The 13346-nt window shown below is 63.1% G+C and carries 13 protein-coding genes, 1 rRNA gene and 1 pseudogene; 12 read left to right on the plus strand and 3 right to left on the minus strand.

Annotation, left to right across the window (positions count from 1 at the left end):
• The 8 genes and pseudogenes from D0T21_RS31250 to D0T21_RS31285 form a co-directional block, all read left to right on the plus strand.
• Window positions 1-392, plus strand: a pseudogene (locus D0T21_RS31250) (chemotaxis protein); the annotation flags it as partial.
• A gap of 12 nt (window positions 393-404) precedes the next feature.
• Entirely contained in the window at window positions 405-848 is a 444-nt protein-coding gene (locus D0T21_RS31255) for a chemotaxis protein CheW (protein WP_116994061.1), read from the plus strand.
• The gene (locus D0T21_RS32815; protein ID WP_199538638.1) at window positions 845-2101 is read left to right on the plus strand and encodes a protein-glutamate O-methyltransferase CheR; all 1257 of its coding nucleotides are present in this window, start codon (window positions 845-847) and stop codon (window positions 2099-2101) included. Before D0T21_RS31255 ends, D0T21_RS32815 begins: the two co-directional genes overlap by 4 nt.
• A 12-nt stretch (window positions 2102-2113) precedes the next feature.
• The gene (locus D0T21_RS31265; protein ID WP_116994059.1) at window positions 2114-2800 is read left to right on the plus strand and encodes a chemotaxis protein CheW; all 687 of its coding nucleotides are present in this window, start codon (window positions 2114-2116) and stop codon (window positions 2798-2800) included.
• Window positions 2797-5085: a hybrid sensor histidine kinase/response regulator gene (locus tag D0T21_RS31270; RefSeq protein ID WP_116994058.1), complete on the plus strand. Its 2289-nt coding sequence runs from the start codon at window positions 2797-2799 to the stop codon at window positions 5083-5085. The genes D0T21_RS31265 and D0T21_RS31270 overlap by 4 nt, the downstream gene beginning before the upstream one ends.
• Window positions 5082-6125 (plus strand): chemotaxis-specific protein-glutamate methyltransferase CheB, encoded by a 1044-nt coding sequence (cheB, locus tag D0T21_RS31275; RefSeq protein WP_116994057.1) that lies wholly within the window; start codon window positions 5082-5084, stop codon window positions 6123-6125. The genes D0T21_RS31270 and cheB overlap by 4 nt, the downstream gene beginning before the upstream one ends.
• Window positions 6126-6147: 22 nt before the next feature.
• Window positions 6148-7197, plus strand: a complete 1050-nt coding sequence (locus D0T21_RS31280; RefSeq protein WP_116994056.1) for a diguanylate cyclase — start codon at window positions 6148-6150, stop codon at window positions 7195-7197.
• Window positions 7198-7211: 14 nt separating this feature from the next.
• Window positions 7212-7526 (plus strand): pyrimidine/purine nucleoside phosphorylase, encoded by a 315-nt coding sequence (locus tag D0T21_RS31285; protein WP_020705687.1) that lies wholly within the window; start codon window positions 7212-7214, stop codon window positions 7524-7526.
• Between the two features lie 34 nt (window positions 7527-7560).
• Here the strand turns inward: D0T21_RS31285 and murB are convergent, their stop codons facing one another.
• The gene (gene murB / locus D0T21_RS31290; protein WP_116994055.1) at window positions 7561-8589 is read right to left on the minus strand and encodes a UDP-N-acetylmuramate dehydrogenase; all 1029 of its coding nucleotides are present in this window, start codon (window positions 8587-8589) and stop codon (window positions 7561-7563) included.
• A gap of 155 nt (window positions 8590-8744) precedes the next feature.
• On the opposite strand from murB, the gene D0T21_RS31295 reads away from it, so the two are divergent.
• Together D0T21_RS31295 and D0T21_RS31300 are read left to right on the plus strand one after the other, a co-directional pair.
• Complete coding sequence (locus tag D0T21_RS31295) at window positions 8745-9230, plus strand: YajQ family cyclic di-GMP-binding protein (RefSeq protein ID WP_116994054.1); 486 nt, start codon at window positions 8745-8747, stop codon at window positions 9228-9230.
• 158 nt (window positions 9231-9388) lie between these two features.
• Complete coding sequence (locus D0T21_RS31300; RefSeq protein ID WP_116994053.1) at window positions 9389-10645, plus strand: nitronate monooxygenase; 1257 nt, start codon at window positions 9389-9391, stop codon at window positions 10643-10645.
• 31 nt (window positions 10646-10676) lie between these two features.
• Here the strand turns inward: D0T21_RS31300 and D0T21_RS31305 are convergent, their stop codons facing one another.
• Window positions 10677-11612 carry an exopolyphosphatase gene (locus D0T21_RS31305; protein WP_116994052.1) on the minus strand — a complete coding sequence of 312 codons (936 nt, stop codon included), beginning with the start codon at window positions 11610-11612 and terminating at the stop codon, window positions 10677-10679.
• A 259-nt stretch (window positions 11613-11871) separates the two neighbouring features.
• Between D0T21_RS31305 and D0T21_RS31310 the strand changes: the two genes are divergently transcribed.
• Together D0T21_RS31310 and D0T21_RS31315 are read left to right on the plus strand one after the other, a co-directional pair.
• Window positions 11872-12576: a hypothetical protein gene (locus D0T21_RS31310; RefSeq protein WP_116994051.1), complete on the plus strand. Its 705-nt coding sequence runs from the start codon at window positions 11872-11874 to the stop codon at window positions 12574-12576.
• 24 nt (window positions 12577-12600) lie between these two features.
• Window positions 12601-13179, plus strand: a complete 579-nt coding sequence (locus D0T21_RS31315) for a C39 family peptidase (RefSeq protein ID WP_116994050.1) — start codon at window positions 12601-12603, stop codon at window positions 13177-13179.
• Between the two features lie 49 nt (window positions 13180-13228).
• Here the strand turns inward: D0T21_RS31315 and rrf are convergent.
• Window positions 13229-13341, minus strand: a 5S ribosomal RNA gene (gene rrf, locus D0T21_RS31320).
• Between the last annotated feature and the right edge of the window lie 5 nt (window positions 13342-13346).

A 13346-nucleotide genomic window follows, 5' to 3' on the forward strand; every position in this document is an offset into this window, starting at 1 on the left:
GCCGCCTGGCCGACCAGACCTCGGTCTCCACCTGGGACATCGAGCAGATGCTCAAGGAGATGCAGTCGGCGGTGTCGGCCAGCGTGATGGGCATGGACAAATTCTCCGAAGAGATCCGCCGCAGCGTCGGCGAAGTGCGCCAGGTGACGGACCAGCTGTCCGGCGTGATGGACCAGGTGCAGAAGCTGGCGCCGCAGTTCGACGCCGTGCTGCAAGGGATGCAGTCGCAGGCGGTCGGCGCGCAGCAGATCTCGGAGACCATGATGCAGCTGAACGACGCCACCCAGCAGACGGTGGAATCGCTCAAGGCCACCAGCGAAGCGGTGCACCAGTTGCAGTACGCGGCGGGCGACCTGCAAACCAGCGTCGCCACCTTTGCCGTTGCGGCCTGACCGGAGCGCGCGATGAAACTGCTGATCTTCCATATCGGCGCCGACCGCTACGGCCTGCGCCTGCGCGACGTGGTGCGCGTGCTGCCGCTGCTGGAACTGAAACACCTGCCGCTGGCGCCGGACGCCGTCGCCGGCCTGATGGACTTCCACGGCCAGTCGGTGCCGGTGATCGACTTGTGCCGCGCCAGCGGCATGGCCAGCGGCGCCGATCATTTCGACACCCGCATCATCGTTGTGGACTACCACGCGCCGGAAGGCACGGACCATTTGCTCGGCCTGCGCGCGGAACGCGTGCTGGGCGTGCAAGAGGTGGCCGAAGCGCAGCTGGCCAACAGCGGCGTGCTGGCGGCGCCCTTCCTCGGCCAGGTCGCCAGCGACGCGGCCGGCATGCTGCAACTGGTGGAACTTGAACAACTGCTGCCTGCATCGCTGCGCACGATGCTGTTCCAGACATGACACCCGCCCAATCCATGCTGCACGAAGCGACCGGCCTGACGTTGTCCAAGTCCGTGGTCGACCGCGCGATCAGGCACCGCATGGAGCAAAACCCCGCCGCCAACCAGGATGCCTATCTGGAGCGGATGACGCCGGAGGAACTGACCGCGCTGGTGGAACTGGTGGTGGTGCCGGAATCGTGGTTCTACCGCGATCCGCAAGCCTTCCAGGCGGCGCTCGAATTTGTCCGCACGCGCCTGGCCGCCGACGCCAACCACATGGTGCGCATCCTGTCCGTGCCCTGCGCCGGCGGCGAGGAGCCGTACACGATGGCGATGGTGCTGGCCGACGCCGGCGTGCCGCGCGACCGCTACATCATCGACGCCTTCGACATCAGCCCCGGCTGCGTGGCGCGCGCCAAGAGCGGCGTCTACGGCCGCAACGCCTTCCGCAGCCAGGACCTGGGCTTCCGCGACCGCCACTTCGGCGGCGACGGCGACGACTATCGCATCAACGACGCCTTGCGCCAGCAGGTGCGCTTCAAACAGGGCAACCTGCTGGAGTTCGACCTGGGCGCGCGCACCGGTCATTACGATGTGATCTTTTGCCGCAATCTGCTGATCTACTTCGACAAACCCACCACCAAGGCGGCCATCGCCAAGCTGGAAGCCTTGCTGGGCGAAAGCGGCCTGCTGTTCGCCGGCTACGCCGAGGTGCCGTCGTTTTGCCAGCACGGTTTTACGCCGCTCCAGTATGCGCAGGCTTTCGGCCTGAGGAAGGAAGGCGCGCGGCCGGCGCCTGCCGTCAAGCCGCCGGCCAAGGCGGCGCCGCGCACCGCACGCCGTGCCGCACCGCCGGCCGTGTCTGCACCTGCACCTGCACCGGCGCCTGCACCTGTGGCGAACCCGGCGCCACGGCTGGCGCCTGTACCCGCCCCGGCGCGAGCCACGCCGGCCGCCATCGACCTGCTGGCGGAAGCACGCCGGCTGGCCGACCTGGGACAGCTGAAGGAAGCCGAGAGCACCAGCCGCGACCACCTGGCGCAAGCGCCCGATTCGGCGGAAGCCTATTTCATCCTCGGCCTGGTCAACGAACTGACGAACAAGCACAAGCTCGCGGAAGACTACTGGAAGCGCTGCATCTACCTGCAACCGGACCACTACGAAGCGCTGTGCCACCTGGCCCTGCTGGCCGAGACCAACAACGACCCCGGCGCCGCCACCGCGCTGAAAGCCCGCGCCGCGCGCATCTACAAACGCCAGCAAGGATCTTAAGGGCGACCAACCATGAATACGACCACCTCCCCTATCGCCATCGCCAGCATCGACGACTGCTGGAACCGCATCGGCGTCGTCGGCGACCAAAGCTGCGAGAAGCTGCAGCAGGCCGTCCACTGCCGCAACTGCGACGTGTACGCGGCGGCCGCCCAGCGCAACCTGCAACGCGCAGTCGGCGACGATTACAAAAAAGACTGGGCCGCCCACTTCCGCCAAGCCGCCGCCGGCGGGCAACAGCTGGACGCCTCCTGCCTGGTGTTCCGCATCGGCCGCGAATGGCTGTCGCTGCCGACCAAGATGTTCGTGTCGGTGGCGCAGCAGGCCAAGCCGCATCGCCTGCCGCACCGCGCGGAACGCGGCTTGAGCGGCATCGTCAACGTCGGCGGCACGCTGTATCCCTGCATGTCGCTGGCGGCGCTGCTCGGCATCGATGAAAACGAGGGCGAAGCCGCCACCAACCGCCACACCTTTGCGCGCCTGCTGCTGACCCAATGGGAGGACCAGGCCTATGCGCTGCCGGTGGCCGACCTGCACGGCATCCTGCGCTACGCCAGCGCCTCGGTGCAGGCGCCGGCCGCCACCATCAACAAAGGCCTGTCGCGCTTCCTGTCGGGCGTGATAGCGCATGAAGACATGCATATCGGCGTGCTCGATGCGGCGCTGATCGGCTACCAACTTGCGAGGGTATTGCGATGAGCCAGAGCGGCGATAACAACGGAGACCTGAGCCAATTTTCCATGTTGGACCTGTTCCGCATGGAGGCCGAAAGCCAGACCCAGATCCTGACCGACGGCCTGCTGGCCATGGAGCGCCTGAAGGACGACGCCGGCGCCATCGAATCGATGATGCGCGCGGCGCACTCGATCAAGGGCGCGGCCGCCATCGTCGGCCTGGAAGTGGTGGTGCAGCTGGCGCATGGCATGGAGGATGCCTTCATCGCCGCCCAGCGCGGCAAGCTGGCGCTCTCGCCCAACCGCGTGGACGTGCTGCTGGCGGGCGTCGACCTGATCCTCCAGCTATCTCGCCTGCAGGACAGCGGCGTCGACGCCTGGCTGACCGCCAACGCCACGCTGATCAAGCAGACACTGGATGCCATCGCCACCATCGCCTTCCTGCCCGAACCGGTGAACTTGCGGGCGGAAGCCGGCCTGCCGCCGCTCGGCGCGGCCAGCGCGCCTGCCGTCGCCAGCGCCGCCGCGCCAGCCGCCATCGTCGAGGAAACGCCGGCTATCGCGCCGCGCACGCCGGCGCCGCTGAAGGCCGCGCAGAACTTCGACCGGCTGCTGTCGCTGGCCAGCGAGTCGCGCATCAACGCGCACCAGATGCCCCCCTTCATCCAGGACATGCAGCGCTTCAAGCGCAACCAGAGCAGCCTGTTCGCGCTGGTCGAGCAGCTGCACGAGGCGATCGCCAACAGCAGCGACGCCGCCCTGAAAGAAAAGTCGCTGCTGGCGCTGCAAAAAACCCACCCGCTCAAGCAGTTCGTGCTGGAGCACATCGCCGACATCGAGGCCTACGAGCGCCGCCTGCTGGCCGTTTCGCAAAGCATGGTGGACGAAGTGCTGACGCTACGCATGCGCCCCTTCCGCGACGGCGTGCAGGCCTTCCCGCGCATGGTGCGCGACCTGGCCCGAAGCCTGGGCAAGGACGTGCAGTTGCACATCGTCGGCGAGGACACGCTGGTCGACCGCGACATTCTGGCCAAGATCGAAAGTCCGCTCAACCATATGCTGCGCAACGCCGTCGACCACGGCATGGACGCGCCGGACGGCCGCATCGCCGCCGGCAAGCCCGCCGTGGGCACCATCGTGCTGGAAGCGAAGCACCGCGCCGGCATGCTCAGTATCGAGATCAGCGACGACGGCCGCGGCGTGGACCTGGAAAAAATCCGCACCCGCGTGGTGGAACGCAAGATGGCCAGCCCGCAGATGGCGGCCTCCCTGTCGCCGGCCGAGCTGCTGGAGTTCCTGTTCCTGCCGGCCTTCAGCCTGAAGGAAAACACCACCGAGATCTCCGGGCGCGGCGTGGGCCTGGACATCGTGCACGAAACCATACGCTCGCAAAACGGCACCGTGCGCATCGAATCGGAACTGGGCCACGGCTTCCGCACCTACATCACGCTGCCGCTGACGCAATCGATCGTGCGCGCGCTAGTGGTGGACATCAAGGGCGAGGCCTACGCCGTGCCCATCGTGCAGGTGGAGCGCGTGGTCAAGGTGCCGCAGTCGGCCATCCGCACGCTGGAGAGCAAGCAGTTCTTCGATCTCGGCGGCGAGCATCTGGGCCTGGTCTCGGCCTCGCAGGTGCTGGAGCTGGGCGACACCGACGCCAGCAGCGACGAGCTGGCGGTGGTCGTCATCGGCAGCGGAGCGCGCCGCTACGCGCTGGTGGTGGAGGCGATACGCGGCGAACAAAGCCTGGCGGTGCAGGCGCTCGACCCGATCTTCGGCAAGATGCGCGACATCTCCTCCGCCGCCCTGCTCGACGACGGCGAGCCGGTGCTGATCCTCGACGTGCCCGACCTGCTGCTCTCGATCGACAAGCTGCTGCACGAAGGCGGCCTGCATCAACTGGCCAAGTCCGACCAGGCCGAGCGCCGCAAGACCAAGCGCATCCTGGTGGTGGACGATTCGCTCACGGTGCGCGAGATGGAGCGCAAGCTGCTGCTGGGCCGGGGCTACCTGGTCGATATCGCCATCGACGGCATCGACGGCTGGAACGTGGTGCGCAGCGGCGACTACGACCTGGTGATCACCGACGTCGACATGCCGCGCATGGACGGCATCGAACTGGTCACGCTGATCAAAAAGGACATCCACCTGCACAAACTGCCAGTCATGATAGTCTCCTACAAGGACCGTCCCGAAGACCGCGCACGCGGGCTGTCGGCCGGCGCCGACTATTACCTGACCAAGGGCAGCTTCCACGACGAGACGCTGCTCGACGCCGTCAACGATCTGATAGGAGATGCCCGTAGATGAAAATCGCCATCGCCAACGATGTCGCCATGGCAGCCGAAGCGCTGCGGCGGGTCGTCGCCAGCACTGCGGAGCACCAGGTGCTGTGGATCGCCCGTACCGGCGCCGAGGCGGTGCGCATGTGCGCGGACAACCGTCCCGACCTGATCCTGATGGACCTGAACATGCCGGAACTGGACGGCGTCGAGGCGACGCGGCAGATCATGGAGCAAAGCCCGTGCGCCATCCTGGTGGTGACCGGGCGGCCGCAGGACAACGTCAACCAGGTATTCCGCGCGCTGGGCGCCGGCGCGCTGGACGTGACGGCCACTCCGGTACTGCAAGGCCAACCCGGAGGCGATGCGGAACTGCTGGCCAAGATCCGCACCATGGACAAGCTGATACGCCACAGCGGCGGCAGCCAGGCGATGATGCCGAAGACGGCGGCCAGCAGCAATGGCAACGGCGCCGATGGGCAGGAGGCGACGGCGCGCGTCACCTCGCTGCTGGCGATCGGCGCCTCCACCGGCGGCCCGATGGCGGTGTCCAAGATGCTGGCGGGATGGACGCCGCCGCGCGGCTGCGCGGTGGTGGTGGTGCAGCATATCGACCAGCACTTCGCCGACAATTTCGCCCGCTGGCTGGGCGAACAGCTGGAGATGCCGGTGCGCGCCATCGAGGAAGGCGACGAACTGGTGGCGGGGACCGTCCTTATCGCCAAGAGCAACGACCACTTAACGCTGGATCAAAACTATCGCTTGCGTTACGATGCAAATCCCAAGGACTACGCCTACCGCCCTTCGGTCGACGTGTTTTTCCACTGTGTGGCGCAGCACTGGAAGGGTGAAGCGGTGGGCGTGCTGCTGACCGGCATGGGCCGCGACGGCGCCGAGGGCTTGCTGGCCCTGCGCCGTGCCGGCCATGCCACCATCGCCCAGGACCAGGCCAGCAGCGCGGTCTACGGCATGCCGCGCGCCGCGGCCGAACTGGATGCGGCACAGATGATTTTACCGCTGGCGAAGATCGGCCCGGCCTTGCGCAGCGCCCTGGGTGGCCGCGGCTGATTTACCTTTAAAGAGAACACTGATGTCCGAAGTACACGCAACCGCAGCAGATCCGGAACAGACACTGACCGCCTTCAAGGTCAGGGTATTGCTGGTGGACGACCAGTTGATCATCATCGAAGCGGTGCGCCGCATGTTGAGCGACCAGGCCGATATCGAATTCCACTACGTGACCGACGCCACCCATGCCCTGGAAAGTGCGCAGCAATTGCAGCCGACCGTGATCCTGCAGGACCTGGTGATGCCGTCCATCGACGGCTTCGGCCTGATCCAGCTCTATCGGGGGTCCGAAGCGCTGCGCAACGTGCCGGTGATCGTCCTCTCGGCCAAGGAAGACCCCAAGCTCAAAGCGCACAGCTTCGCCACCGGCGCCAACGACTACATGGTCAAGCTGCCCGACAAGCTGGAGCTGCTGGCGCGCGTGCGCTACCACTCCGGCGCCCATATCAACCGCCTGCAGCGCGACCAGGCCTTCCGCTTCCTGCGCGAGAGCCAGAAGCAGCTGGCCGACGCCAACATCGAACTGCAAAAGCTGGCGGCGCTCGACGGCCTGACCGGCATCGCCAACCGCCGCAGCTTCGACGACACCATGCACCTCGAATGGCAGCGCGGCCAGCGCGACAAGCAGCCTTTGACGCTGCTGCTGTGCGACGTCGATTTTTTCAAGCTGTATAACGACAGCTTCGGCCACCTGGCGGGCGATTTGTGCCTGAAAAAAGTGGCCGCAGTACTGACCGAACATCTCAAGCGACCGGCCGACCTGGCCGCGCGCTACGGCGGCGAGGAATTCGCCATCATCCTGCCGGATACATCACTGACTGGGGCGCTGATCGTGGCCGAGTCGTGCCGCCGCCACCTGGAACAGCTAGCCATCGAGAATCCGCAGGCGGATACCGAGTTCTCCACCGTTACCATGTCGATCGGCGTGGCCAGCGTGGTGCCTTCTTCCGCCTCCAGCATCGAACAGCTGATCCAGCAAGCCGACCAGGCTCTCTATGCCGCCAAGCGCGGTGGCCGCAATCGCGTGGTGAACGCGGCCGACCTGCCTGGTCTCCCCTCCGTATCGAACTAAGGAAAAACAGCAGCATGAGTGCTCAATTTGATCAAGTCAGCGTCGTCAAGAAATCGAATATCTACTTCGACGGCAAATGCGTTTCGCACAATGTGATCTTCGCCGACGGCAGCAAGAAAAGCGTCGGCGTGATCTTCCCCTCCAGCCTGACCTTCAACACCGGCGCGCCGGAAACGATGGAGATCATCGGCGGCGTGTGCAAGGTGCGCCTGGCCGGCGCCAGCGAATGGCAGACCTACGCGGCGGGCCAGGAATTCAAAGTGGGCGGCAATTCGAGCTTTGATATCGAGACCGTCGAGACGGTCGATTACGTTTGCCACTTCGGCTAACGTTGCGCAAGGCGGGCCGCGAGCCCGCCTTTTTTTAAATGAAGACCGGCTCCGGCTCCAGCAGCACGCCATAGCGCGCCTGTACATCGGCCTGGATCGCGCGCGCCAGCGCCACCACATCGGCGCCTTGCGCGCCGCCGTTATTCACCAGCACCAGCGCCTGTTTCGGGTACACGCCCGCCGCGCCCAGGTTGCGCCCCTTCCATCCGCATTGATCGATCAACCAGCCTGCCGCCAGCTTCTCGCTGCCATCCGACTGCGCGTGGTGCACCAGCATGGGGAAGCGCTCCAGCAGCGCCGCGCACTGCGCGCCCGTCACCACCGGGTTCTTGAAGAAGCTGCCGGCATTGCCGATCACCGCCGGATCGGGCAGCTTGCGGCGGCGGATCGCGATCACCGTGTCGGCCACCTGCTGCGCGCTCGGCGCGGCCAGGCCCTGCTCCGCCACCGCCTGCGCCAGTTCGGCGTAGCGCAGGTTGGGCCGCCACTGCTTGGGCAGCGCAAAGCAGACGTCGAGGATGATCAGGTGGCGGCCGGCCTCCTGCTTGAAGATACTGTCGCGATAACCGAAGCGGCAGGCGGCGGCATCCATCGTGCGCGTGCCGCCGTTCGACGGATCGAACACCGTCACGCTGTGGAACACGTCCTTGGTCTCCAGGCCGTAGGCGCCGATGTTCTGGATCGGCGCCGCGCCCACCGTGCCCGGTATCAGCGACAGGTTTTCCAGCCCGCCCACGCCCTGCGCCAGCGTCCACTGCACGAACTCGTGCCAGTTCTCGCCGGCCGCCGCGCGCACGTAGTGATGGTGTTCATCGCCGGCCAGCACTTCGCGGCCCTGCAATGCGATGTGCAAAACCAGTCCGGGAAAGTCGCCGGTCAACAGCAAATTGCTGCCGCCGCCCAACACCAGCTTCGGCGAAGAAACCCAGGCGGCATCAGCAAAAACGCCGAGCAGTTGCTCTGTTTTGGTCACGCGCAAATATGCGTGCGCCGTCGCCGCAATGCCGAATGTATTAAGAGACTGGAGTGGGAACTGGTATTGAATGGCTGACTGTGGATGCATGGAGGAAAAACCTGGGAAATTTCATCGATTATAGAGCGAAACAAGCAAAAAACCAGCGCCGATATGGCGGCATCGGGCCGGTTGTCCGTTAAAATGTCAGTCTTTGATGCAGCGGGTTTGATCCACGCTGCATGCCACACGAAAAGGAAATAGTTATGCCGTCGTTTGATGTAGTCTCCGAAGCCGATATGATCGAAGTGAAGAATGCCGTCGAGCAATCTCAAAAAGAAATCGCCACCCGTTTTGACTTCAAGGGTACCGGCGCCTCCGTCGAGCACAAGGAAAACGAACTGACCGTCGTCGCCGACTCCGAATTCCAGTTGCAACAGGTACGTGATGTGCTGACCAATAAGCTGTCCAAGCGCAAGGTAGACGTGCGCTTCCTGGAAGACGGCGACATCAAGAAAGTTGGCGGCGACAAGGTCAAGCAAGTGATCAAGATCAAGAACGGCATCGAATCCGACGATGCCAAGAAGATCGTGCGCGTCATCAAGGATAGCAAAATGAAAGTGCAAGCGAGCATCCAGGGTGAAGCCGTGCGCGTCACCGGCGCCAAGCGCGACGACCTGCAAGCGGCCATGGCCATGCTGCGCAAGGACGTGCCGGAGATGCCGCTGGAATTCAACAACTTCCGCGACTGACCTCTACGCGCGACGCCCGCCGCGGCGTCACAATGCTGTAGTACACATGGAGTAGAATCGAACCGGGCTCCATGCAAGGTGTACTGCCGCGCGACCGCATATTACGCATAGCGCCGGGCTTTGTTCCCGGCAACCACTACGGTAGTCTAAGGATAGCAATGAAACGTGTTGATGATTTCCGCCTGCGCTTTGGCAAAAACGAGTACGTGCCCATCATGGTCGGCGGCATGGGCGTGGATATTTCGACGTCCGAACTGGCGCTGGAAGCGGCCCGCCTGGGCGGCATCGGCCATATCTCGGACGCCATGGTGGAAGACGTGTCGGACCGCAAGTTCGACACCAGCTTCGTCAAGGACAAGACCAAGCTCTACAAGTTCAATATCAACAACATGGACAAGTCCGTGGTGCAGTTCGACCTGGAACGCCTGGCCGACGCGCAGCGCCGCCACATCGGCGCCACCATGGCGGCGAAGCAAGGCCCTGGCCTGATCTTCGTCAACTGCATGGAAAAGCTGACCATGAACGGCCCGCGCGAAACCCTGCGCACCCGCCTCAACGCGGCGCTGGACGCCGGCATCGACGGCATCACCTTGTCGGCCGGCCTGCACTTCGGCTCGTTCGCGCTGATGGCCGACCACCCGCGCTTCCGCGAAGCCAAGCTGGGCATCATCGTCTCGTCGGTGCGCGCGCTGCAGATCTTCCTGCGCAAGAACGCCAAGCTGGACCGTCTGCCGGACTACATCATCGTCGAAGGCCCGCTGGCCGGCGGCCACCTGGGCTTCGGCATGGACTGGGCCGAGTACGACCTGATGACCATCACCCAGGAACTGCTGGACTACCTGAAGGCGGAGAATCTTGAGATTCCGCTGATCGCGGCCGGCGGCATCTTCACCGGCAGCGATGCGGTGCGGTTCCTGGAAGCGGGCGTGGCGGGCGTGCAGGTGGCGACCCGCTTCACCGTGACCAATGAATGCGGCCTGCCGGCCAAGGTCAAGCAGGAATACTTCAAGGCGTCGGAAGAGGACATCATCGTCAACGGCATCTCGCCGACCGGCTACCCGATGCGCATGCTCAAGAGCACGCCAGCGATCGGCGCCGGCATCCGTCCGGGCTGCGAGTCGTACGGCTATTTGCTGGACGCGACCGGCAACTGCGCCTACATCAATTCCTACAACCGCGAAGTGGCGGCGCATCCGGACGAGAAGAACATTGTGGTGATGGACAAGACCTGCCTGTGCACCCACATGCGCAACTTCAATTGCTGGACTTGCGGGCACTACACCTATCGCCTCAAGGACACCACGCACAAGAAGGCCAGCGGCGAGTACCAGCTGCTCACCGCCGAGCACGTGTTCAAGGACTATCAGTTCAGCATAGACAACCAGATCGCCCTTCCTGAAAAAGAAGAGGCCTAAATCTAAACGGCGCTCAATGAGCGCCGTTTTTTTATCCCTCTGAGTTTATTCGGGCGATCAAGGCGCCGAGTACCTCGTCCGAGAGTTCGTTGTCGACCTGGCAGGTACCGGCATTCTCATGCCCGCCGCCGCCGTACTCCAGCATCAGCGCGCCGATGTTGGTCTTCGACGTGCGGTTCAGGATCGACTTGCCGGTGGCGAACACCGTGTTCTGGTTCTTCAGGCCCCACAGCACATGGATCGAGATATTCGTCTGCGGATACATCGCGTAGATGATGAAGCGGTTGCCGGCGTAGATGATCTCTTCGTCGCGCAGATCCAGCACTACCAGGTTCTTGTGCACCGTCGCGCAGCGGCGGATTTGCTCCTTGCACTTCTCGGCATGCTCGAAGTACAGGTCCTTGCGCTCCCTCACGTCCGGCAAGGCCATGATCTCGGCGATCGTGTGGTTCTTGCAGTAGTCGATCAGGTCCATCATCAGGTTGTAGTTCGAGATGCGGAACTCGCGGAAGCGGCCCAGTCCGGTGCGCGCGTCCATCAGGAAGTTCAGCAGATCCCATCCTTCAGGATTCAGCACTTCCTGCTCGTTGAAACGGGCCGCATCGCCCTTATCCACCGCCACCATCATGTCGTGCCACGAGGCCGGGAAGGCTTTCTCGGCGCCGTAGTAGTCATATACCACGCGTGCCGCCGACGGCGCTTCCGGGTGTATCACGTGGTTCTTGCGCTCGCCGGTATTGCGGATGGTCTCCGACAGATGGTGGTCGAAAGCGATATGCACACCAGGCACAAACGGCAGATTGGTGGTGATGTCGTTGTCGCTGATGGCGATTTTACCGTCCTGCATATCCTTCGGATGCACAAACAGGATCTCATCGATCATGTCCAGGTGTTTCAACAGGACTGCGCACACCAAACCGTCGAAGTCGCTACGCGTAACCAGACGGTATTTTTTTGCTTCTGCCATGAATGCACCTCTGTGAAATGAACAAGACGATGGACTTAATAATACAACCCAATTCTGCACGTGGACAGCAATTGTGATGACACGTTGCAATACGTCACAAAGGCCCTGCCTCTCTTTCGATTGTTAAGAAATGGAAAAGCCGCTGCGCCTCTGTCTCAAATGGGGAAAATCGACAAGCTTGCATTTTGGATTACCTAGAATGGCTGCGCTGCCGTGCTGGCAGTCCCTTCATATTCCATCCGCAACAGGAGACAGAACTATGCCGCGCACATCAACTTTACTCGGGCTGGCCATCGCAGGCTACCTGAGCCTGTCCAGTCCCGCGCTGTTTGCCCAGACCGCGCCGATCAACCAGTCGCCGCAGGCGCAACTCGACGGCGCCGGCAACGCCGCCAAGCGTGACTTCAACCAATTCGTCCAGTACCAGGTACAGAACCATGCCGGCAGCGCGCCGCAGGGATTCCCGCTGGATGTAGCCGACGTGCAAGACTTGAAAGACGCGCGGATCGCTTACGGATTCCCAGTCTACACCATCGATCCCGCGGACCTGCTTACTGGTCGACGCGAATTGAAGGCGATGGCCAGGCCCACCGGCATCTGGCGCTTCGTCATCACTTTGAACGATCAGCCGATCGGCCTGGCTACGGTTGAGCAAGTCAACGGCAAATGGGAGACAGTGGCCTATGGCGCGACCGTAATGGCCAAGGACCTGGATGCGGCGATGGGGGCATACGCCAATGCCGACCGCTCGAACGTGCGGGTTTTGCGTATCTATCAGGCCCAGTCCGACTTCCTGGAAGTGAGCTCCGCCCAGAACGGCGCTGCTCGCTTCGCGCCACTGCACTCCGCGCGCCAGTCGCTGCTACTGCAACGCAAAGGCACGGGTGATGGCCTGCTGGATGCCAGCGAACTGCTGGAGCCGCTGCGCATCGCAGTCAAAAAAAATCTGGAAAGTACGCGCTGAGCCGCGTGAGACAAGGAGACTCACATGAAAAAATTGAACAGCTTGATATTGAGCGCCAGCCTGCTGGCGGTGCTGCCGTCCGCCTTCGCGCAATGGAGAACCCTGAACGTGCCGCTGGTCACGCAGGAGCACAGCCAGTGGTGCTGGGCCGGCTCCAGCAAGGCGGTCCTGAACTACTACAACCAGACACCCAGCCAGTGCCAGATCGTCAATTGGGCATTCGGCCTGAACTACGCTTGCGGCAGTACGGACTTCAACTGGAACAGTAACGCCAACCAGCCTAACAACATGTACGGCAGCAATGGTAGCGTGCAAAACATCCTCAAGGCTTGGGGAGTAAACAACACTGCCTACAATTCGGCTTCGTCATGGAACAGCGTGGTATCGGACGTCAACGCAAACCGTCCGTTCGTGATCCGCTATGGCTGGACCAATGGCGGCGGCCACATCATGGTGGGCCGTGGCTACGAGACGGCCAACGGCGTTAATTACGTCTACATCATGAACCCGTGGCCAGGAGAAGGCCAGACTTACCGCACCTACAGCTCGGCAGTATCGGCCTCAGATCACCAGTGGACACATACGCAGCGTATGAATCAGTAAACGAAAAAAAGCCCACCAGATCACTGGTGGGCTTTTCTCTTTATAACTAGCCTGACGATAACCTACTTTCACACTGGTTGCAGCACTATCATCGGCGCAGAGTTGTTTCACGGTCCTGTTCGGGATGGGAAGGGGTGGGACCAACTTGCTATGGTCATCAGGCATTG

It is taken from the genome of Duganella sp. BJB476, assembly GCF_003416895.1.
In the GTDB taxonomy this organism is placed as follows: domain Bacteria; phylum Pseudomonadota; class Gammaproteobacteria; order Burkholderiales; family Burkholderiaceae_D; genus Rugamonas.

Bases quoted from the DNA above. Each gene is read 5' to 3' on its own strand.
- D0T21_RS31270 (WP_116994058.1), top strand. From the start codon at position 2,797: ATGAGCCAGAGCGGCGATAACAACGGAGACCTGAGCCAATTTTCCATG.
- D0T21_RS31295 (WP_116994054.1), top strand. From the start codon at position 8,745: ATGCCGTCGTTTGATGTAGTCTCCGAAGCCGATATGATCGAAGTGAAG.
- D0T21_RS31305 (WP_116994052.1), bottom strand. From the start codon at position 11,612: ATGGCAGAAGCAAAAAAATACCGTCTGGTTACGCGTAGCGACTTCGAC.
- D0T21_RS32815 (WP_199538638.1), top strand. From the start codon at position 845: ATGACACCCGCCCAATCCATGCTGCACGAAGCGACCGGCCTGACGTTG.
- murB (WP_116994055.1), bottom strand. From the start codon at position 8,589: ATGCATCCACAGTCAGCCATTCAATACCAGTTCCCACTCCAGTCTCTT.
- D0T21_RS31255 (WP_116994061.1), top strand. From the start codon at position 405: ATGAAACTGCTGATCTTCCATATCGGCGCCGACCGCTACGGCCTGCGC.
- D0T21_RS31265 (WP_116994059.1), top strand. From the start codon at position 2,114: ATGAATACGACCACCTCCCCTATCGCCATCGCCAGCATCGACGACTGC.
- D0T21_RS31285 (WP_020705687.1), top strand. From the start codon at position 7,212: ATGAGTGCTCAATTTGATCAAGTCAGCGTCGTCAAGAAATCGAATATC.
- D0T21_RS31315 (WP_116994050.1), top strand. From the start codon at position 12,601: ATGAAAAAATTGAACAGCTTGATATTGAGCGCCAGCCTGCTGGCGGTG.
- D0T21_RS31300 (WP_116994053.1), top strand. From the start codon at position 9,389: ATGAAACGTGTTGATGATTTCCGCCTGCGCTTTGGCAAAAACGAGTAC.
- cheB (WP_116994057.1), top strand. From the start codon at position 5,082: ATGAAAATCGCCATCGCCAACGATGTCGCCATGGCAGCCGAAGCGCTG.
- D0T21_RS31280 (WP_116994056.1), top strand. From the start codon at position 6,148: ATGTCCGAAGTACACGCAACCGCAGCAGATCCGGAACAGACACTGACC.
- D0T21_RS31310 (WP_116994051.1), top strand. From the start codon at position 11,872: ATGCCGCGCACATCAACTTTACTCGGGCTGGCCATCGCAGGCTACCTG.